This is a genomic window from Microbacterium koreense (assembly GCF_042677105.1).
Taxonomy (GTDB): Bacteria; Actinomycetota; Actinomycetes; order Actinomycetales; family Microbacteriaceae; genus Microbacterium; species Microbacterium koreense.
The window spans coordinates 2,120,970-2,140,664 of the sequence record NZ_JBHTIM010000001.1 but is presented as its reverse complement, the minus strand read 5'-3'; the positions used below and the strand labels follow the sequence as shown (position 1 = coordinate 2,140,664).

Below are 19,695 nucleotides of genomic sequence, written 5' to 3'. Positions count from 1 at the left end.
GAGCGCAGCTTCAGCGGACCGGCCGCTCCGATTCGGGAGATGGCGAGTGAACCTCCAGGACGATGCGAATATGAGCCTCGATGACTCCTGGACCCTTGTCAGGAGTCGGTGCGGGAACCGTGATTTCCTGTTCAGCTTCCCAAACGATTCGCGCGCTATGAGCGCTCGGGTGGAACAGCTCGTCGAAGCCGAGCAAGCCCCCTGATGAGGGTTGCGGCACCCCATCCGCCTTGGACCGGCGTCTCAGCGCGTACCCGACGCATGCGAACACTACGGGGATGGCAAGCACGACGAGAATCGTGCCCCACCCCATCACGTCGCTCATGGTTTCACCATATGCGCGACGGGTTCGCGTCGCCTCCACCGTTGGGCGGAGATTCAGCTCGCGGTCAACCCCGTTGAAGGACGAGAGTTGTTCAAGAACCGCGTGGCGTCTTCACCATCAAAACAACTGTATGTGCAAGAGCTGCGCATAGAGAGAAGAACAGCCTCTCACCTGGCCATAGTCGCGTGCGGGCCTGCGGCGGGTCGGTCAAGTAGCGTCTCTCTCTGCGACGAGCCTCTGTACCAAGGAGCAACGAGGCAACCCGAATCAGATGATCATCTTCGAACCCGGCCGTGATGGCGTGACCGAGCAGAAGATTCTCGGGGTTCGCGACGGCTTGTACGAGCACGGCGGTGTGAGGGCTCGGACTGTCAAGCGCATGCCTCGTAAACGAGCGCGTCGGTGTGGTGGGGCAGTTGCAAGATGTCTTGGCCACGTGTCTCCGGGTGCGCGTCAAGCACGGCCTCTACCTGTTGCATCATCGTCGCTCGCGTGGCGGTGTCGGCTGCGAGGAACGTGCTCACCGTTAGCCACCGATTCAGGTAGTCCCGGCGGGAAATCTTCTCCGTCCAGCCGACGCGGATCGTCTGGACTTGGGTGAACCCTGGAACTTCCAGCTCCGGGAGCTCGACTCCGTCTTCGGAGTCGGCGGGAGGATGGGCGATTGCGTATGCAGCGGAATCCCACTCACACCGCCGGTCGGGGCCGTTCCAGATCAATGCGAGACGGCCACCCGGTGTGAGCACTCGTAGTAGCTCGCGCGACGCGAGGTCCGGGTCGAACCAGTGGTACGCCTGTGCCACGGTGACGAGGTCACATGATGTGTCTGGGAGAGGGATCGCCTCCGCGGTGCCGATCAACGCGTGAACCTCGGGAAGCTTGCGGCGAAGCTCGGCGAGCATGGGCTCGGATGGTTCGACGGCGATCACCTCTCTGGCGCGGCCGATCAGCTGCTCGGTGAACTTTCCCGTTCCGGCTGCGAGATCAAGCGCTGTTAGGGTCGGCGCCGGTGCGACCGCGGCAACGATCTCCTCAGGGAACCCGGGCCGATACTTGTCGTACTCCGAACCGATCGACAAGAAAGTGGCGGCAAGGTTGGCGACGGTCATCCCGCCGATGATAGTGCGAGCCAGTTCGCGCTGCTCGGACCGCTGTGGGCGGTGCCATGGGCATGGGCCCGGTACACAGCGCGCTGCTCGTGGAACCCACCCGGCAGCCCGTGCCGCCCCACCGCGCCGGTTCCACCCTCTCAGCCCGCGCCGACTGGACCTGCTCCAGCGGCACGTGATGCAGGTGATGTTGCCGACACCGGAGCGCACGACGACGCCACGAGCGTCAACGAAGACTCGCAGACGCCCGAACAGCGCGGCGACAGGGATAGTGATGAGCAAACCCGCGCCAAGCCATGCGAGCGCCCCAGGGTTGCGATAGGGCACGCAACTGCGGCTGGCTTCCTCGAGCCGATAGCGTGGACGTTGCCGCGCGGTCGAGTCGCGTGTGAGAGACGGGGTATTCGTGCGGATCGTGGTCATCGGCGGCAGCGGCAGGATCGGCTCCTACCTCGTTCCACGGCTCGTCCGCGCCGGCCACGACGTCGTGAGCGTCAGCCGTGGCACAAGCTCGCCCTTCGTAGCGGCGATCGAGTGGGATGACGTCGAGGTCGTCACGGCGGATCGTGAACGGGAGGACGCTGTGGGCGAGTTCGTTCCCCGCATCCGCTCTCTCGAGCCGGAGGTCGTCGTCGACCTTCTCTGTTTCACGCCGGAATCCGCGCGACGCCTCGTCGATGGCGTACGGGGTGAAGTCGAACACCTGGTGCATTGTGGATCGATCTGGCGATACGGGCCGTCCCTGTCCTCGCCGATCCGAGAGGGTGCGGGAACCCCGCCTCTCGGCGACTATGGCGTGCAGAAACAGGCGATCGCCGAGCTGATGCGCGCCGAGACGGCAGGAGGCGGCCTGGTAACGACCGTGATCGATCCAGGACAGATCGTCGGTCCGGGATGGACGCCGATCGGTCCGCTGGGCAATCGCGACCCGCATGCGTGGCAGAAGCTCTCCGCCGGCGAGGTTCTCGATATCCCCGGCAGCGGCGCGGAGCATCTGCATCATGTCCACGCCGACGATGTCGCTCAGGTGTTCCAGAGGGCGATCGACGATCGCGATGCTTCCGGCGGCGAGGATTTCCACGCCGTCTCGACAACAGCTCTGAGTGCTGCAGGCCTCGCCCATCATGCGGCCCGATGGTTCGGGCGTGAAGCACGCCTTCGTTCGGTCGGGTGGGATCGATTCCGGGAGCTCACCACTGCTCCGCTCGCATCCTCGAGCTGGGAGCATCTGCGCAGAAACCACGTCATCTCGACGGAGAAGTCGGAGCGTGTCCTTGGGTATCAGCCGCGCTACTCCCCCGAGGCTGCACTTCTGGAAAGCGTGCGCTGGCTGATCGACAGCGGTGAACTGGACGTGCCGTCTCCACTCATCATGTGACCCCAATGGTTGCCCGCACGACAGCATCACGTGGGAACATCGACGATCCGTGACTCCCCCGTGAGTGCCGTGACGGAACCGGCGGATGCGGCGGCGAGCTCCGCACGCACGCGCTCGATCGCGTCCGGCGGTGTCCACACCTCGAGTGTCACCCCACGGCCGTATACGGCTTCTCCGACGATCGCTCCCCACTGCGGCGCCGACTCACGCAGGAGGTTGTCGAATCGGCCGGCCTCCGAGTGATCGACCTCGATCCGCAACTGGGTGAGATCCCGCCGATGAACGAGGCGGGCGCTGTCGAGTGCCTCGGAGACAGCGGTTGAGTAGGCGCGGATCAGTCCACCGGCACCGAGCTTCACTCCCCCGAAGTACCGCGTGACGACCGCCACGACATCGGTGAGCTCGCGGCGTCGCAGCACCTCGAGCATCGGAACACCCGCGGTGCCGGCCGGCTCTCCGTCATCCGATGAGCGTGCCTGATCGCCCCGCAGCCCCGTGATCATCGCACTGCAATTGTGCGCCGCATCCCAGTGGGTTCTTCGGATCCGACCGATGGCCTCGTCCGCCTCGGCGACCGACCGCACCGGGGTCAGGCGCGCGATGAACCTCGACTTGCGGATCACCAGTTCACGCTCGATTGAAGTCGCGATCGTTGCCGGGTACGCCTCGGTCATGCGCTTGACCCCTGTTCTCGGCGACGTTCGGCAGGCGCGGGAGTCATGTCCACGAGTCAACCACTCCCCTGCCGCAGAAGCGTTCGTGTTCTCTAGAGATAGACTTGCATCTATGGATAACGACGGAGCGGCGACGTCGGCGCTTCGGGTCGCCGCCGATCCGACACGCACTCGCATTCTGCAGATCATCGACGCAGCACCGGGCGGTCGCGAGCGTGTGGGCGAACTGGCCGCTCGACTCGGGTTGCGCCAGCCCACGGTGAGCCACCATATGGCCGCATTGCACTCCGGGGGGCTCGTCGAGCGTCAACGTGAAGGACGTCGCGTGTGGTATTCGGTGCACCCCGAGGCGCGCGACCGACTACGCGTGCTCCTCGATGCCCCTGCGGCCGCGTATGAGCCCGACTGGGATCGCGTGATCGACGGATTGGTCGAGCGCTATCGCGGTACGTTCGGGCGCGAGACGATCAGCGATCAGGTCGCGCAGAGCCGCACGTTGCTGGCCGAACGTGGCCTGACGACGCTGCTGGCCTCACGGGCGGCTGCTCTCGCGGCGGAGCGGCTCGACGACATCGCGCGCGCCGCAGACCATGCGGACGGGGCGCCGACCGTGCTCTTCGTCTGCGTGCGCAACGCCGGGCGGTCGCAGATGGCTGCGGGTCTCATGCGGCAGCTCGCCGGGGGGCGCGTGCGGGTGCGCACGGCCGGCTCCTCCCCTGCAAACAGCGTGCAGTCCGATGTCGTGAGCGTGCTCGACGAGATCGGCGTGGGGCTTCGGGACGAGTTCCCGAAGCCACTGACCGACGATGCCGTGCGCGCCGCGGATGTCGTCGTGACGATGGGATGCGGGGATGCCTGTCCTGTGTATCCCGGGCGCCGGTATCTCGACTGGGAACTGGAAGACCCGGCCACGCTCGGCGTCGACGACATCCGGACGGTGCGCGACGATATCGATCGCCGAGTTCGTCGGCTTCTTGTGGAGCTGGGCGTGACTGTGGACGAGAAGGATCCGCGACCGCTCTGAACAGGTCAGGGAACGGCGAGGGCGGCGACTCCCCCGAGAAGCCGCCCCCGCGCGCCGCCGCGCGGTCATAGACCGGCGGCTCGGGGCGCGCCGTCGATGCGGCGCGGGCACCCTTCTTATTACGACGAGACGGCGAGCAGAATCTGACGGGTAGCGTAAGAGAGTGACGCACACCGCCGGATTCTCTGCCAGCGAGCCGGGGTGGCGAGCGTGGCTGATCTGGGTCGTCGGCGTAGCCGGATACGTCCTCGCCATCACCAACCGAACCTCGCTCGGCGCGGTGGGTGTCGACGCCGCGGCACGCTTCGACGCAGACGCGGCAACGCTCTCGATGTTTGCGGTCGTGCAGTTGGCGATGTACGGCGGGATGCAGATTCCGGTCGGGGTATTGCTCGATCGGTGGGGTGCGCGTCCGATCATGATCGCCGGCATGCTCCTGATGGCCATCGGCCAGACGACGATGGCGTTCTCGACGAGTATCGGTATGGCGCTCATTGCGCGGATGTTGCTCGGCGCGGGGGACGCAGCCGTGTTCCCGAGCGTATTGCGCCTGATCGCCACCTGGTTCCCCGCGCAACGCGGCCCGGTCATGGTGCAGCTCACGGGCATCGTCGGTATGACCGGACAGTTGCTGGCGTTCGCGCCACTCGCCGCCTTGCTGCACACCACGTCGTGGACGGTGGCGTTCGGAAGTGTGGCGGGACTCGGCATCCTCTTCGCCATCCTCATCTTCATCGTCGTGCGCAATCACCCGCCCGAACGCTCAGCCGACGTCTCGGTCAACACCGACACCGGTGCCGTGCGCGTCGTCACGTCGACGATCGACACCGGGGTCGGCATCCGTGCGGCATGGGCCCATCCGGGAACGCGGCTGGCGTTCTGGTCGCACTTCACCACTCCGTTCGCCGGTACCGCGTTCATCCTGCTGTGGGGGATGCCGTTCCTCACCGCCGGCGAAGGACTCACCCCCGGGCAGGCCTCGGCCGTCATCTCCGTCTACGTCGTCGTGGGAATGGCGCTCGGACCGATCATGGGCGACCTCTCTCGCCGCATCCCGCACCTGAGGTCGCGGGCGCTCGTCCTACCGGCGGTTGCGGTGCAGGCGATCGCATGGCTGGCGGTGATCCTCTACCCGGGGCCCGCGCCGCTGTGGCTGCTGTTCGGCCTGGCGGTCGCGTTGGCCATGGGCGGTCCGGCGTCGATGATCGCCTTCGATCACGCGCGAACCCACAATCCCGCGCATCGGTTGAGCACGGCGACCGGCGTCACGAATGCCGGTGGGTTCCTTGCGGCGCTCATCGCGATCTTCCTTATCGGTCTCGCCCTCGACATCCAGGGAGCCGGGACACCCGACACCTACTCGCTCGACGCGTTCCGCATCGCGTTCCTGACGCAGGTGCCGCTCTGGGTCGTGGGTGCGGTGTTCATCGTCGTCGAACGCAAGCGCACGCGCATCCGGATCGGGATGGACCCTCCGCGTCGGCCTCGCTCGGAGCGGTGATCGGATGCCGGGTGTCGGCGGCCGGGACTACGCTCGCGGCATGCCGCGACTCATCTACAACACTGCGTCGACCTTCAACGGCTTCATCGCCGACGACGACCATTCGCTGGAGTGGCTCTTCGCCGCACCCGGCGGAGAGAGCGGAGGCGAGGAGTTCGACCGCTTCCTCGACGGTGTCGGCGCGTTGGTGATGGGTTCCTCGACGTACGAGTGGATCCTCGCGCATGAGAACCTGCTGGAGCACCCCGAGAAGTGGAGCGCGTTCTACGGTGCGCGATCCGCCTGGGTGTTCACGAGCAGAGCGCTTCCCGCCGTTCCTGGCGCTGACATCCGTTTCGTTTCGGGTGAGCCGGCGACACACTGGGGCGATGTCGCCTCCTCCGCCGGTGCGGCCGATGTCTGGATCGTCGGTGGTGGTGACCTCGTCGGGCAGTTCTTCGACGCGGGTCTGCTCGACGAGATACGGGTCTCTTTCGCTCCCGCAGTCCTCCCGTCGGGCAAACCCCTCCTCCCCCGACGAATCGGTGCCGATGTGCTCGAACTCGTCGATGTACGCCGCAACGGCGCATTCGCCGAGGTGGTCTACCGCGTCACCCGATCATGAGGGGTGTGACGGCGAGATCTTCGTCCAGACACCATATTTCGGCTCGCGGCCGTCGCCCGAGGACGTGCCGGTCAGACGCCGGCGCATCCAGGGGCCGACGTGTTCGCGGTAGTACGCCAGCCCACGCGCGCCGGCGGGCGGGAGAGCGGGCAAGGACCACCACCCGGTAGGCGGCTCGACATCGAGAGCGGTGAGCACGCGCGCGGCGACACGGTGATGACCGCGCGAGTTCATGTGGAGTCGGTCATCCGACCAGTACGGAGGCGACGAAAGTTCGCGGTCTGGCCAGTTGAACGCCGTGATGATGTCGTCGCGGTGGGCGAGGTGGCTCCCTACAGCGGCGGACAGCACATCGCCCCGACGCTGGATGACCCGGCTCAGCGGCAACTGTCCCGACGGATTGGCGCCAGACAAGACGATCAGCGTGACTCCTTCGTCGTCGCACCGCTGAACGACGCGGTCGAATGCGTCGACGATGCGCGAAATGCTCGTCCGCGGGCGCAGCATGTCGTTACCCCCGCCGTTGAACGACAGGTGGGTCGGCTTCAGGGCGAGCGCCGGCTCGAGCTGTTCCTCGACGATCGGCCAGACGAGCTTTCCGCGGATCGCGAGGTTCGCATACGAGATCGACTCGCCGCGCGCGTTCGCCCACCCCTGCGCGACGAGATCCGCCCATCCGCGTACGCGCCCGTCGGGCAGTTCGTCGCCGACACCCTCCGTGAACGAGTCGCCGATCGCGACGTACCTCACCGTGCTCATGGGTTCTACGCTACGCGGTCGTCAGCGGTCGTCGAGCGCCACGCCACGCCGATCCACGAGCCCCCAGGTGACGGTCGCGGCGACCGCGAAGAACGCCGCGAAGACGACGAACAGGAGCGGAGCGCCGCCGATACCGAGCAGGAAGGGAACCGACAGCGGGGCGATGATCGAAGCGATGCGCCCGATTCCCGCGGCCCACCCCGCTCCCGTTGCGCGCAACGACGTCGGATACAGCTCGGGGGTCACGGCGTACAGCGCGCCCCAGGCGCCGAGGTTGAAGAATGACAGCGCCATTCCCGCGCCGATCAGCATCGCCTCACTCGACGCCGTACCGAAGAACACCGCAGCGATCGCCGAGCCGACGAGGAACACCGAGAGGGTTGCGCGTCTCCCCCACACCTCGATCAGCCAGGCGGCGACAGCGTATCCCGGCAGCTGCGCGAGCGTGATGATCAGGGTGAATCCGAACGAGCGCACGAGGTCGAAGCCTTGCTGGACGAGGATCGTTGGAATCCAGATGAATGCGCCGTAATAGGCGAAGTTGACGCAGAACCAGATCACCCAGATGCTCGCCGTTCGGACGGCGAACTCGCGAGACCACAGCGCGGGGATCCCGGCAGGAACCGTCGATGATGTCCCCGCCTGCACGATCCGGTGGCTGCGCGATTCGGTCTGCGCGCCGAACCCCGGTGATTGCTCGAAGCTTCGCACCACCACATCTGCCGCGGCGTGCTTGCCGCGCCGTTCGAGCCACCGAGGCGACTCCGGCAGCCCCCACCGAACCACGAGAGCGTACACCGCGGGAATCGCCCCGATCGCGAATGCCCACCGCCACCCCGCGTCGGACGTCGGGATCACGAAGTAGCCGATGAGTGCCGACGCGGTCCAGCCGACCGCCCAGAACGCTTCGAGGATCACGATCAGTCGACCGCGGATGCGGGCCGGAGCGAACTCGCTGACATAGGTCGACGCCACGGGCAGTTCGGCGCCGAGGCCCAGGCCGACGAAGAATCGCAGCACGAGCAGGAGCGCCAAGCCGCCGGCCAGCGCACTCGCACCGGTCGCGACGCCGTAAATCAGCAGGGTGACGGCGAACACCTGACGACGCCCGAACCGATCCGCCAACAGGCCGCCGAGCGTGGCGCCGATCGCCATCCCGATGAAACCGACCGACGCGATCCACGCGGTCTCGCCCGTGCCGAGATCCCACTGCACGGCCAGCGCCGCGATGATGAACGAGATCAGGCCGACGTCCATCGCGTCGAGGGCCCAGCCGATTCCCGATCCCGTCAATACCCGCAGGTGTCGACGCGTGAAGGGCAGACGGTCAAGCCGCTCGGAGGTCGAGGGCGTTGCGGTGGGCGCGGCATCCGTCATGTGTCAATCGTAGGGATGCCGCGCCCACCTCCGCGTGCGAGCGGCGGTCAGCGGCTGAGCGCGGAGCGGAGCGTGTCGAGTCCGACGCCGCCGACGTCGAGAGCACGCTTGTGGAACCGCTTGATGTCGAACGCGTCACCTTCGCGGGCGCGCACGTCGTCGCGGAGCTGTTCCCAGATCCGCTGACCGACCTTGTACGACGGCGCCTGCCCAGGCCAGCCGAGATAGCGATTCACCTCGAACTGCACGAACTCCGGAGGCATGTTCACGTTGCCCAGCATGAAGGCGAGGGCGTAGTCGTGGTCCCAGGTGCCGGGCTCTCCGTTGAGGCGCGGCTTCTCGAGGTGCACGCCGATGTCGAGGACGACACGGGCCGCGCGCATGCGCTGCCCGTCGAGCATCCCCAGCCGGTCGGCGGGGTCGTCGAGATACCCGAGCTGCTCCATGAGACGTTCGGCGTACAAGGCCCACCCTTCGGCGTGGCCGCTGGTTCCGGCAAGAAGTCGGCGCCACGAGTTCAGCTGTGCGCGGTTGTAGACCGCCTGCGCGATCTGCAGGTGATGGCCCGGAATACCCTCGTGGTACACCGTCGTCAGTTCGCGCCACGTGTCGAACTCGGTGACACCCTCGGGAACAGACCACCACATGCGCCCAGGGCGCGAGAAATCATCGGTCGGGCCCGTGTAGTAGATGCCGCCTTCTTTGGTCGGCGCGATCATGCACTGCAGGCGACGGATCGGTTCCGCGATGTCGAAGTGGGTGCGACCGAGTTCGTCGACCGCTCGATCGCTCGTCTGCTGCATCCACGCCTGGAGCGCATCCGTGCCGCGCAGTTTGCGCGACTCATCCTGTTCGAGAAAGGCCACGGCCTCTTCGACCGACGCACCGGGCAGAATCTCGTTCGCGATCGCCGTCTGCTCGGCGACCATGCGGCCGAGCTCCTCGATGCCCCACTCATAGGTCTCGTCAAGATCGACGCTCGCACCGAGGAAGCGGCGGGAGTGCAGCGCGTAGAGGTCGCGACCGACTGCATCCTTCTCGCTCGCGACGGGAGCGAGTTCGCCCGCAAGGAACGAGGCGAGCTCGTCATACGCCACACGCGCGACGTTGGCGCTGTCGGCGAGATCGCGTGCGAGGGATGCCGGAAGCGCCCCCTCAGAAGGAGCCGCTTCGGCGGCGAACGCCGCGAAGAAGCCCGAGTCGGCGGTGTATCGACCGATCTGCGTGACGGCCTCGAGAACCTGCCGCCGTGCCGGCACGACGCCGTCGGCGATGCCCTTCCGGAGGGTCGTCATGTATCCGTCGACGGCGCCGCGGACCGCTCGCAAGCGCGCCGCGATCGTCGACCAGTCGTCGGCGGTGTCGGTGGGCATGAGGTCGAAGACCGACCGCAGCTCCTGCACCGGCGAAGCGATCACGTTCACGTCGCGCAGGTGATTCTGAGCAGCGTGGAGTTCGAGGTCGAGCTCGAGCTCGCGCTTGAGGTCTTCCTTCGTGATGGCGTCGATATCGTCCATTGCTTCGGCGGCTTTCAGCGCGGAGAGAGTGGCGCGCGCTTCGTCGGCGAGACGGTCACGTCCTTCCGGCGAGAGGTCTCCGAACGCGTCATTGTGTTCGAAACGGCCGATGTACGTGCCGAGCACAGGCTCCAGCTCGGCGAGGGTGTCGACCCATGCGTCGGCGATCGTGTCGACGGGCGTGGGCGTGCGTGGCTGGTCAGTCATGCTGATGAGCCTACGACGTCCCTCCCACGTCCCTCGAACGCCCTCCAGAGTCAGTGCGCGGCGGCATCCCAATCGTCGCCGCGGCCGATCTGTACGTCGAGAGGCACCGACAGGTCGGCGGCTGCCGCCATCCGCTCCTGAACGATCCGCTCTGCCGCATCCCATTCGCCGGGGGCCACTTCCACGACGAGTTCGTCGTGGATCTGCATGAGTACCCGCGACCGCATCCCGTCCGCAACGAGTTGCCGATGGATCTCGAAGAGGGCGATTTTCATGATGTCGGCCGCGCTGCCTTGAATCGGCGCATTGAGCGCCGCGCGTTCGGCATTCTCGCGCAAGACCCGGTTCGGGCTCCCCAGATCGGGGAACGGGCGTCGTCGCCCGAAGATCGTTTCGGTGTATCCGTCGATACGCGCCTGCTCGACCGACGAACGCAGGTAATCGCGCACCGCACCGAAGCGCGCGAAGTACTCGAGCATGAGCGTTTTCGCCTCGGACTGTTCGATGCGCAGCTGCTTCGACAGTCCGAACGCCGACAGTCCGTAGACCAACCCGTACGACATCGCCTTGACCTTGGTGCGCATCTGCGAGGTGACGTCTTCGGGTTCGACCCCGAACACGCGCGCGCCGACGAAGCGGTGGAGGTCTTCGCCGCTGTTGAAGGCTTCGATGAGGCCTGGATCCTCGGAGAGGTGAGCCATGATCCGCATCTCGATCTGCGAGTAGTCGGCGGTCAACAGGGTTTCGTACCCCGACCCGACCTCGAACGCCGCACGGATGCGGCGGCTCTCCACCGTGCGCACCGGAATGTTCTGCAGGTTCGGATCCGTGCTCGACAGCCGCCCTGTCTGACTTCCCGTCTGGACGTAGGTGGTGTGGATGCGGTCGTCGTCGGCGATGGCGCCGTCGAGGGATTCGATGATCTGTCTCAGCTTGGTGGCTTCTCGATATTGCAGCAGCTGATCGAGGAACGGATGCGGGGTGTTGTCGCGCAGGTCTGCCAAAGCCCCGGCATCCGTTGAGTACCCCGTCTTCGTCTTGCGTGTCTTCGGAAGCTGGAGTTCTTCGAACAGGACTTCTTGCAGCTGTTTCGGCGAGCCGAGGTTGACCTCGCGTCCGATGGTTGCGTAGGCGTCCTGCGCGATCACGTCGGCGCGCGCAGCGAGTTCGGTGGAGAAATCCGAGAGCTTGGCGTGCGATACGGCGACGCCCGCAAGCTCCATATCGGCGAGGGTGAGGAGCGTGGGCAGTTCGATGTCGGTGAGGACGTGAGCAACGGAGGCCGGCATGTCCGCGCGCAGTGCGTCGGCGACACGCAACGAGTACCACGACAGCTGACCGGGAGTGGCGCCCTCGGTCTCGGGTACGAGCTGTGAGGGGTCGGCTTCAGGCAACGTCTCGTCGAGGTACCGGTCAACCAGGTGTGCGAGTGTCTTGTCGGGGAAGCTCGGTCGTAGCAGCCAGCCGGCCACGATCGTGTCGAACGCGAGCCCCTCGACGGTGAGGCCGGCGCGCCTCAGGGCCTTCACCTGGGGCTTCGCATCGGAGAACACCTTCGGCGCAGGAGACGAGAACCACGGGGCGACTGCCGCAGCGATCTCTTCACTCCAGTCGGCCTCGATCGCGGTGTCGCCGGCCGCCAAACCGATGCGAGAGGGAAGGGTCGAATCGACGGCGATCGTCACGCCGACGTCGCCGACGGCCTCGGCAAGCCACGCGGCGACCTCGGCAGCAGACATCTCGCGCGCGGTCGGCGCACTCACCGCGGCCGCGGAGGTCACCGCGGCCATCTGCTGTTCGATGCCCGCGAGTTCGGCGACCCGGGGAATCAGCGTCTTGAACTCGAGTCGCGAGAAGATGTCACGCACGGCTTGCGCGTCCATCGGCTGCACCTCGAGTTCGTCGACCGTGACGGGCAGGTCGACGTCGGTGAGGAGACGGTTCAGTGCACGGTTGCGACGGACATCGTCGATGTGTTCGCGCAGATTGCCGCCGACGACACCTTTGATCGTCTCGGCGCCGGCCAAGAGTTCATCGAGTGAACCGAACTGATTGAGCCACTTCACCGCCGTCTTCTCCCCTACCTTGGGCACGCCGGGCAGGTTGTCGCTCGTCTCGCCGACCAGCGCAGCGACATCGGGGTATTGCTCGGGTGGCACCCCGTACCGCTCGATGACAGCGTCGCGGTCGTAGCGCTTGAGCTGCGAGACACCTTGGACGTTCGGGTAGAGCAGCGTCACGTCGTCGTTGACCAGCTGAATCGTGTCCCGATCGCCCGAGCACACCAGAACCGAGTAACCCTGCGACGATCCCTGATGGGCGAGCGTGGCGAGGATGTCGTCTGCCTCGATGTCTTCTTGCGCGAGAACCGTTATCGACATCGCCGCGAGGCACTCCTGAAGCAACGGAATCTGGCCCTTGAACTCGGCAGGCGTCTCTGATCGGTTCGCCTTGTACTCGCTGTACTCGCGCGTGCGGAACGACTTTCGCGACGTGTCGAAGGCGACCGCGAGGTGCGTCGGCTGCTCGGCCTTGATGAGGTTGATGAGCATCGCGAGGAAGCCGTAGATGCCGTTGGTGTGCTGGCCGTCTTTCGTCGAGAAGTTGTCGACGGGGAGGGCGAAGAACGCGCGGTACGCCAGCGAATGGCCGTCGACGACGAGAAGGGTAGGCTTTGCGGAGTCCGTCACCCTCCAAGCCTAGCCAGGGCTTGCGACACCCGAGAGTGAGCCCGATGAGCACGTCTCCTGCCGCACACACCGACGGCCTGGAATGGGCCCAGCAGCGTGGAATGGGCGCCCTGGCCGAAAAGATGGGTCTGCGCTTCACCGAGTTCGCCGTCGATCGTTGCGTCGGGACGATGCCGGTCGAAGGCAACACTCAACCGGTCGGACTTCTGCACGGCGGAGCATATGTCGTGCTCGGTGAGTCGCTCGGATCGATGGCGGCGAATCTTCACGCCGGGCCGGGACGACTGGCGGTCGGAGTGGACATCAACGCGACCCACACGCGGTCGGCGACCACCGGCATCGTGACGGGTGTGTGCACACCGATCCACCTGGGCCGCTCTCTGACGGTGCATGAGATCGTCATCACCGACGAGCAGGGGCGTCGGTGTTCGACGGTGCGGATCACGAACATGATCCGCGAGGCTCCGGCGCGCTGAGCCGCGGGAGTCTCGTGGATCCTCCCGTGCGAGGAGGAGCCGATCAGCCCTTCTTGGGAGAGAGCTGCTCGATGATGGCTTTCGCGACGTCCTGCATCGTGAGGCGGCGATCCATTGACGCCTTCTGGATCCAGCGGAACGCCTCCGGCTCGCTGAGGCCCATCTTCTCGTTCAAGAGGCCCTTGGCACGATCGACGAGCTTGCGGGTCTCGAACCTCTCGACCATGTCGGCCACCTCGGCCTCGAGGGTGAGGATCTGCTCGTGGCGCGCGAGCGCGATCTCGATCGCCGGTAGCAGGTCGTTCGGCGTGAACGGCTTCACGACGTAGGCGAGGGCACCCGCTTCACTCGCGCGCTCGACGAGCTCCTTCTGGCTGAACGCAGTGAGCAACACGACCGGTGCGATGTTGTTCTTGCTGAGCTTCTCGGCGGCCGAGATCCCGTCGAGCTGGGGCATCTTGACGTCCATGATGACGAGGTCAGGGCGCAGCTCTGTCGCGAGCTGGACGGCGGTCTCGCCGTCACCCGCCTCCCCCACGACGTCGAACCCGTTGTCTCGGAGGATCTCGACGATGTCGAGGCGGATGAGGGACTCGTCCTCCGCAACGACGACGCGGCGAGGGGCGGCTGGAGTGGTCTGTTCCTGCTCGGTCACCCGACCATCCTACGGGCACGGCGGAGTAGGTGACCTACGGTATCGTCGTCTGTGGTGCGCCGGTGTGGCGGAATGGCAGACGCGACCGACTCAAACTCGGTTGCCCGAAAGGGCGTGTGGGTTCGACTCCCACCACCGGCACCGATTACCACCGTCGAACTACGCGTGGATGATTCCATCGGGTGATTCCTCCACGGGGGCTCTCGCGGAACCCCTGCGGGATTGTTAGTGTCCGGAACAGCGGCTGGGGCGCCGGGTCACGGGTGTTCCGGCCGGAACACCCGACCCCCGACCGCATGGATCGCCTGTGAATTCCCCTCGCCCGACGCTTTCGCGCACGACGTCGAGGATCAATCGCGCCTCGTCGGCGCGCCGTGCGCGCGGTCGCCGCGGTTGGCGGTTCGCCTCGCTCCGCGCGTTCGCCGTGGTCGCGAGCCTCGCGCTCGCCACCGCTGTCGGCGCCGTGGTGACCCCCTCGCAGCCGGCGGTCGCTGCCTCGATCGGCGGTGTCGTCAACGGCTACCAAAAGGTGTCGACGATCGCCGGGACAGCCGTGACGGTCACCGGTTCGCTCCGGGGCGCGTCTGCGCCTTTCGCCGTCGGAGACCGGGTCATGCTCATCCAGATGACCGGCACGGCACCGGTTCATGGGTCGAGTTTCGGAAACTATGACGTTGCCGAGGTCGTGTCCGTCGCGGGGTCGACGATCACGCTCGACACGATCACTCGAACGTACTCGCCCGCGACCGAGGCAGTCCAACTGGTGCGGATGCCCTACGACGCCGGTGTCACGACAGTAGACACGGAGGTCACCGCGGCGCCCTGGAACGGCAGCACCGGCGGCATCGTCGCTCTCGCGGGAGGCACTCTCACCCTCAACGCGAACATCGACGCCGGCGCGACCGGGTTCACCAACGACTACACGCCGACGTCCACCGTGACACCGGATCTGTCCTCTGGACCCGGAAGCACGACGGGACGCGGCTTCGATGGTGCGCTGAACAACAACGCGGCCATGGTGCCTTTCACGCCGACGGCCGGAGGTGGCGGCGGAATCGGCGGTGGGGGCGGCACCTCGGGCACGGAGACGTCGGGCAAGGGCGGCGGCATCGGCCGCGGCGGAAACGGGACCGTACTCTTCTTCCCGAGCGATATCGGAGCCGGAACGGATGGCGGTGATCCCTACCTGAACGTGACCTACTCCTCAGCCAGCGGTGCGGCCGGTGGTGGTGGGGGCGTCATCGGCGGAGGCGGCGGCGGTGGTGGCGAGGTGAGTTCCGGAGGCGGCGGTGGTACCGACGGCGGCGGCGCAGGTGGGCTCGCCAAGGTCGCAGCCGGTTTGTACAGCGGCTCCGGAGGTGGCGGTGGACCCCGTGGGGTCGGGAACGGTGCTGACGGCTTCGCAGGGGGACCCACCGGAACGAGTACCGAGGGAAGCCAAAACGAGGGGAGTGCCGGCGCCGGTGGTGGCTCGTACGGAGGTGGTGGTGGCGCGCCCTCAAACGTCTCCGGCGGTGATGACGGCAACGGCGGCGGCGGCGGCGGCAGCTGGACCGGCGGCGGCGAGGGCGGCCTCGGGGGCGGGGGGCTCGTGGCTCCTGGGCCCTATGCTGCGGGTGGCGATGGCAACGATCCGGTCGCGGATCCGCTTCCCGACAGCGCCCACTATCTGAACGCCACCAATCCCCGACTGATGATGGGTGGCGCGGGCGGCAAGGGTAGCCAGGATTCCGGTCACAGCCTCGGCGGAGCCGGCGGTGGCATCGTGTATCTCGACTTCGTCTCGATCGGGGGAAACGGCGACATCCGTTCTGACGGCGCGGAGGGAGCCTCCCCCACGGGCGGTGGTGCTCACTCCGGATCCGGTGGTGGCGCCGGCGGGCAGATGAGGATTCGCGCCACAACGGTCGCGGACCCGATCGTCATCGCCGCCAACGGCGGCATCGGCGGTGCACCGACAGCGAACAAGTACCACGGCGGTGTATCCGGTGGTGGCGGTGGCGCGGGAGGCGTCTGGCTCGAATTGGTCGGAGTCGAATCTTCGTGCCCGGCGGCCGAGGTTCCCAACGTCACGCTCGAACTCGCGGGAGGAAGCGGCGGACCGACGATCACGAACCCGAAGAACCAGGTTCTCACCGCCACCGGCGGTGCGGGTGGTGCGGGTCTTGGCTGCGTCAGCCCGCTGATCGTCCCGACGGGCTCGCTCACGTTGACGAAGACCATCGATGACCCCGACGGGCTCAATCAGGCCGAGACGTTCCCGGTAGACGTGCAGTGCGTCGACCCCGCCAGCGGAGCACAGCTCACGCGCACTGCCGAAATCCATCGTGATGGTAGCCCGACCGAGGTCACCGACCTTCCCGCGGGCTGGGAGTGCACGGTGACCGAAACGGACACCGACGGTGCCGAGGTCACCTACTCGCCGCCGGGTCCGATCGATGTGATCGAGGACTCCGCCGTCGCCGTGGCGGTGACGAACACCTACGTTCTCGCGACCGGCAGTGTTCAACTCGTCAAGGAGGTCATCGACCCCTTCCCGAACGACGAGTCCGGCGATGCCGAGAGCTTCCCCGTAGAGCTGGTGTGCACTGACCCCAACGGAGGCTCTGATATCGAATGGGATGGCTCGCTCGACCGCGACGGTACCCCCGCGCTCATCTCCGATCTTCCAGAAGGCGCGGTCTGCACGGTCACTGAGCTCGACTCCGACGGAGCCGAGGTGTCGTACGACCCTTCGAACGAGGTCACCGTGGTGGGCGACACGACGGTGACGGTGACGGTGATCAACACTTTCCCCGATCCGGCGCTGGACTGGTCCTACGTCAAGGTCGCGATGCTCGACGGCGTGGAGCTCGCCGACGGAGCGCACGTCCTTCCGGGCGATCGGATCGACTACCGCGTGACGGTCACAAGTGAAGCCGATGTCCCCGTCGAGGACATCGTTCTGACCGATGATCTCTCGGATGTGCTGGACGATGCGTCCTACGTCATCGACTCCGGAACACTCGTCGTGGACGGGGGAACCGGCGTGGCCGTGCCCGATCCCGTGTCGGCAACTCTCGTGTCGCCGGCTTTCACCCTGCCCCCCGGGGGCACCGCGACTCTGGAGTATGCCGTGATCGTCGACGACGATGCGTGGGCTGCGACCTTGCGCAACGTCGTCACCGGCGAGTCCCCCACCGAGCCCCCGACCAACCCGCCGGAGGAAACCACCCAAGAGACGCCCGAGGCAGGCAGCGTCCAGTGGGACAAGGTCGACGCCTCCGCGAATCTGCTGACCGATTCGGAATGGGAGCTCACGCCGGTCGATGCCGAGGGGAATCCCACCGGCCCTGCCATGGAGGTCCTCGATTGCATCGAGGAGCCGTGCGCGGACGGCGGCGATTCCGACCCGTTGCCCGGGCGCTTCTCCATCGATGACCTGACCCCCGGGTCTTACCGGTTGGTCGAGGTGTCGGCGCCCGCCGGATACGTCCTCGACACCACGCCGCACACGGCGGTGATCGGCGCAGACGGAGGTGTCTTCGACCTCGGTGAGATCGTCAACGATCCCCAGGCGGTTCCGGCCATTCCGCTCACGGGTGGGCTCGGCACGGACCACTACCTCATGGCCGGGGGCGCACTGGCGCTGCTCGCCGCATTGCTCGAGTCGATCCGACGAAGGCGCGGTGCTCGTCTCATGAACTGACTCCGGCGGCCGATCGCCTGTGTCAGCGACACACGCGACTACACCCCATGACATTCCCGAATCGCCACGCAGAAAGGCAACGCATGTTTCCGCAGGAATCGCACGCCCCCACTCGCAGAGGACTCTCTCTCATCGCCGCAGCCGCGCTCGTCGTGAGCGGGCTCGCCCTCGGGGCATCGGCGGCGCAGGCCGTTCCAGTGCCAGGTCCGGTCGACGGCTCGGCGACCGGATCGGTGACCGTACACAAGTACGCGTATCCGGCCGACGGTGCGCAGGACCCCTCCGGCACCGGTACCGATCCCACATCCGACCCCATCGCGGGAGTGACTTTCGCGCTCTGCGCGATCGGCAACATCACGTCACTCGCTGATACTTCCAACGCGGGGTGGCCGCAGGTGAACGGACTTGACCCGTTGAGTAGCAACGGTTCCGCGCTGACGGGGTCGACAGCGGGTGCGGACACCACCACGAGCTTCCCCCTGTCGGGATGCACATCCCAGGACACCGACGGCAACGGCGAAGCCACGTGGGGCGGCCTTGCCGTCGGCGCCTATCTCGTGACCGAGACGGCCGCACCTGCGGGCGTCATCATCGGTGACCCGTTCATCGTCACGGTGCCCACGCCCGCCGATGCGTCCGGTGGCGCTGAGAACACCGGGTTGTGGGAGTACGACGTGAACGTCTACCCCAAGAACCTGAGTGTGGAGGCGCCTTCCAAGACGATCGGTGACCAGCCGACGAACGGCGTCGTACGGGGCGACGAAATCGACTTCTCGATCACCCAACTCGTGCCGACGCTCGCGGACGGTGAGACGTACGTGAACGCCGTCCTCACAGACACGCTCGACGAGCTGCTCGATCTCGTTGATGGCTCGGTCGTCGTGAGCCTCGACGGGTCACCGCTTGCCACGCCCGGTGACTATGCACTCGACACGACCGACGACGTCATCACAGTCACACTGTCGGCAGCTGGTCTTGCGCAGCTGAGCGGAGGCCAGACGCTGTCGGTGGAGTTCGCGGCGACCGCGAACGCCAACGGCGCGATCACCAACCAGGCGTTCGTCAACATCAACGACCTGGACCTCGACGGCGACGGGAACGGGGGGGAGAACCCGACGCCCGAGGTGACGACACGATGGGGTGGGCTGCTCGGTGAGAAGACGGATGCCGCGGGCACCAACGCTCTGGGAGGCGCAGAGTTCGCGGTATTCATGACGACGGACACCGATGGCTCGTGCGACGCGCCGACGGCGTCGGACATCGACGGTCTGACACCGGTCACGAGCGTGACATCGGTGCCCGACGGCAGCATCACCATCGCCGGTCTGTGGGTGGGCGATTCGAACGACGACGTCGCGAACCGCTGCTACATCCTGCAGGAGACGGCCGCGCCCGCCGGGTTCGTCCTCCCGACAGGAGACGCCGCCCTGACGAGTGTGAACATCGCCACCGGCGAGGTCACCGGCGACCCCACCTTCACCGTCGAGAACGACCAGCAGCTTCTGCCCGGCATCCCGATCACCGGTGCCGATGGGCAAATGCTTCTGACCGTCGGCGGAACCGCGTTGCTCTTGATCGCCGCCGGTGCCTACCTCGTCGCTCGAAAGCGCACTCGAGCGCTCGACGACGCAGTATGACCCATTCAGGTAACCTCGCCCTCATCTGATTGCACGTCGCGGGCGGCTGACCCCTCAGCCGCCCGCGACGCACT

At 66.6% G+C, this 19,695-nt stretch carries 15 protein-coding genes and 1 tRNA gene; 8 read left to right on the top strand and 8 right to left on the bottom strand.

What is annotated here, in order from left to right; translation table 11 throughout:
- Positions 1–10 precede the first annotated feature (10 nt).
- Positions 11–325, bottom strand: a complete 315-nt coding sequence (locus ACFQZV_RS10005) for a hypothetical protein (RefSeq protein ID WP_378749105.1) — start codon at positions 323–325, stop codon at positions 11–13.
- Positions 326–696: 371 nt separating this feature from the next.
- A complete protein-coding gene (locus ACFQZV_RS10000; RefSeq protein WP_378749103.1) occupies positions 697–1,434 on the bottom strand; it encodes a class I SAM-dependent methyltransferase in 738 nt (245 codons plus the stop codon).
- Positions 1,435–1,840: 406 nt separating this feature from the next.
- Between ACFQZV_RS10000 and ACFQZV_RS09995 the strand changes: the two genes are divergently transcribed.
- A complete protein-coding gene (locus tag ACFQZV_RS09995; RefSeq protein ID WP_378749101.1) occupies positions 1,841–2,812 on the top strand; it encodes an NAD-dependent epimerase/dehydratase family protein in 972 nt (323 codons plus the stop codon).
- 26 nt (positions 2,813–2,838) lie between these two features.
- Here ACFQZV_RS09995 and ACFQZV_RS09990 read toward each other — a convergent pair whose 3' ends face one another.
- Positions 2,839–3,486 carry an IMPACT family protein gene (locus tag ACFQZV_RS09990; protein ID WP_378749099.1) on the bottom strand — a complete coding sequence of 216 codons (648 nt, stop codon included), beginning with the start codon at positions 3,484–3,486 and terminating at the stop codon, positions 2,839–2,841.
- 112 nt (positions 3,487–3,598) lie between these two features.
- Here ACFQZV_RS09990 and ACFQZV_RS09985 point away from each other — a divergent pair, with 112 nt between their 5' ends.
- The 3 genes from ACFQZV_RS09985 to ACFQZV_RS09975 all read left to right on the top strand — a co-directional run bounded on the left by ACFQZV_RS09985 (position 3,599) and on the right by ACFQZV_RS09975 (position 6,615).
- Positions 3,599–4,510 (top strand): metalloregulator ArsR/SmtB family transcription factor, encoded by a 912-nt coding sequence (locus ACFQZV_RS09985; protein ID WP_378749097.1) that lies wholly within the window; start codon positions 3,599–3,601, stop codon positions 4,508–4,510.
- Between the two features lie 163 nt (positions 4,511–4,673).
- On the top strand, positions 4,674–6,011 hold the full coding sequence (locus ACFQZV_RS09980) for an MFS transporter (RefSeq protein WP_378749095.1): 1,338 nt from the start codon (positions 4,674–4,676) through the stop codon (positions 6,009–6,011).
- 40 nt (positions 6,012–6,051) lie between these two features.
- A complete protein-coding gene (locus tag ACFQZV_RS09975; protein WP_378749093.1) occupies positions 6,052–6,615 on the top strand; it encodes a dihydrofolate reductase family protein in 564 nt (187 codons plus the stop codon).
- On the opposite strand, the gene ACFQZV_RS09970 is transcribed toward ACFQZV_RS09975, so the two are convergent.
- From ACFQZV_RS09970 to polA, 4 genes are read right to left on the bottom strand one after another with little or no spacing between them, the layout of a single operon-like run.
- Positions 6,610–7,374, bottom strand: coding sequence for an SGNH/GDSL hydrolase family protein (locus ACFQZV_RS09970; protein ID WP_378749091.1), 765 nt, complete (start codon positions 7,372–7,374; stop codon positions 6,610–6,612). The two genes, ACFQZV_RS09975 and ACFQZV_RS09970, sit on opposite strands and share 6 nt — an antisense overlap.
- A gap of 21 nt (positions 7,375–7,395) precedes the next feature.
- Positions 7,396–8,751 (bottom strand): MFS transporter, encoded by a 1,356-nt coding sequence (locus ACFQZV_RS09965; RefSeq protein ID WP_378749089.1) that lies wholly within the window; start codon positions 8,749–8,751, stop codon positions 7,396–7,398.
- Positions 8,752–8,798: 47 nt separating this feature from the next.
- On the bottom strand, positions 8,799–10,475 hold the full coding sequence (locus ACFQZV_RS09960) for a DUF885 domain-containing protein (protein ID WP_378749087.1): 1,677 nt from the start codon (positions 10,473–10,475) through the stop codon (positions 8,799–8,801).
- A gap of 50 nt (positions 10,476–10,525) precedes the next feature.
- Positions 10,526–13,165 carry a DNA polymerase I gene (polA, locus tag ACFQZV_RS09955; RefSeq protein ID WP_378749085.1) on the bottom strand — a complete coding sequence of 880 codons (2,640 nt, stop codon included), beginning with the start codon at positions 13,163–13,165 and terminating at the stop codon, positions 10,526–10,528.
- Between the two features lie 44 nt (positions 13,166–13,209).
- Here polA and ACFQZV_RS09950 point away from each other — a divergent pair, with 44 nt between their 5' ends.
- Positions 13,210–13,641, top strand: a complete 432-nt coding sequence (locus ACFQZV_RS09950) for a hotdog fold thioesterase (protein WP_378749083.1) — start codon at positions 13,210–13,212, stop codon at positions 13,639–13,641.
- A gap of 43 nt (positions 13,642–13,684) precedes the next feature.
- On the opposite strand, the gene ACFQZV_RS09945 is transcribed toward ACFQZV_RS09950, so the two are convergent.
- Positions 13,685–14,296: an ANTAR domain-containing response regulator gene (locus ACFQZV_RS09945; protein ID WP_378749081.1), complete on the bottom strand. Its 612-nt coding sequence runs from the start codon at positions 14,294–14,296 to the stop codon at positions 13,685–13,687.
- A gap of 58 nt (positions 14,297–14,354) precedes the next feature.
- Between ACFQZV_RS09945 and ACFQZV_RS09940 the strand changes: the two genes are divergently transcribed.
- The 3 genes from ACFQZV_RS09940 to ACFQZV_RS09930 all read left to right on the top strand — a co-directional run bounded on the left by ACFQZV_RS09940 (position 14,355) and on the right by ACFQZV_RS09930 (position 19,621).
- Positions 14,355–14,437, top strand: a tRNA-Leu gene (locus tag ACFQZV_RS09940).
- A gap of 166 nt (positions 14,438–14,603) precedes the next feature.
- Entirely contained in the window at positions 14,604–17,984 is a 3,381-nt protein-coding gene (locus ACFQZV_RS09935) for a DUF5979 domain-containing protein (RefSeq protein WP_378749079.1), read from the top strand.
- Positions 17,985–18,031: 47 nt separating this feature from the next.
- On the top strand, positions 18,032–19,621 hold the full coding sequence (locus tag ACFQZV_RS09930; protein WP_378749077.1) for a SpaH/EbpB family LPXTG-anchored major pilin: 1,590 nt from the start codon (positions 18,032–18,034) through the stop codon (positions 19,619–19,621).
- The last annotated feature ends 74 nt before the right edge of the window (positions 19,622–19,695 follow it).

What these genes read in the sequence shown, in the direction of transcription:
- ACFQZV_RS10005 (WP_378749105.1), bottom strand. Translation starts at nt 325, where the DNA reads ATGAGCGACGTGATGGGGTGGGGCACGATTCTCGTCGTGCTTGCCATC.
- ACFQZV_RS10000 (WP_378749103.1), bottom strand. Translation starts at nt 1,434, where the DNA reads ATGACCGTCGCCAACCTTGCCGCCACTTTCTTGTCGATCGGTTCGGAG.
- ACFQZV_RS09990 (WP_378749099.1), bottom strand. Translation starts at nt 3,486, where the DNA reads ATGACCGAGGCGTACCCGGCAACGATCGCGACTTCAATCGAGCGTGAA.
- ACFQZV_RS09985 (WP_378749097.1), top strand. Translation starts at nt 3,599, where the DNA reads ATGGATAACGACGGAGCGGCGACGTCGGCGCTTCGGGTCGCCGCCGAT.
- ACFQZV_RS09975 (WP_378749093.1), top strand. Translation starts at nt 6,052, where the DNA reads ATGCCGCGACTCATCTACAACACTGCGTCGACCTTCAACGGCTTCATC.
- ACFQZV_RS09970 (WP_378749091.1), bottom strand. Translation starts at nt 7,374, where the DNA reads ATGAGCACGGTGAGGTACGTCGCGATCGGCGACTCGTTCACGGAGGGT.
- ACFQZV_RS09965 (WP_378749089.1), bottom strand. Translation starts at nt 8,751, where the DNA reads ATGACGGATGCCGCGCCCACCGCAACGCCCTCGACCTCCGAGCGGCTT.
- ACFQZV_RS09960 (WP_378749087.1), bottom strand. Translation starts at nt 10,475, where the DNA reads ATGACTGACCAGCCACGCACGCCCACGCCCGTCGACACGATCGCCGAC.
- ACFQZV_RS09950 (WP_378749083.1), top strand. Translation starts at nt 13,210, where the DNA reads ATGAGCACGTCTCCTGCCGCACACACCGACGGCCTGGAATGGGCCCAG.
- ACFQZV_RS09930 (WP_378749077.1), top strand. Translation starts at nt 18,032, where the DNA reads ATGACATTCCCGAATCGCCACGCAGAAAGGCAACGCATGTTTCCGCAG.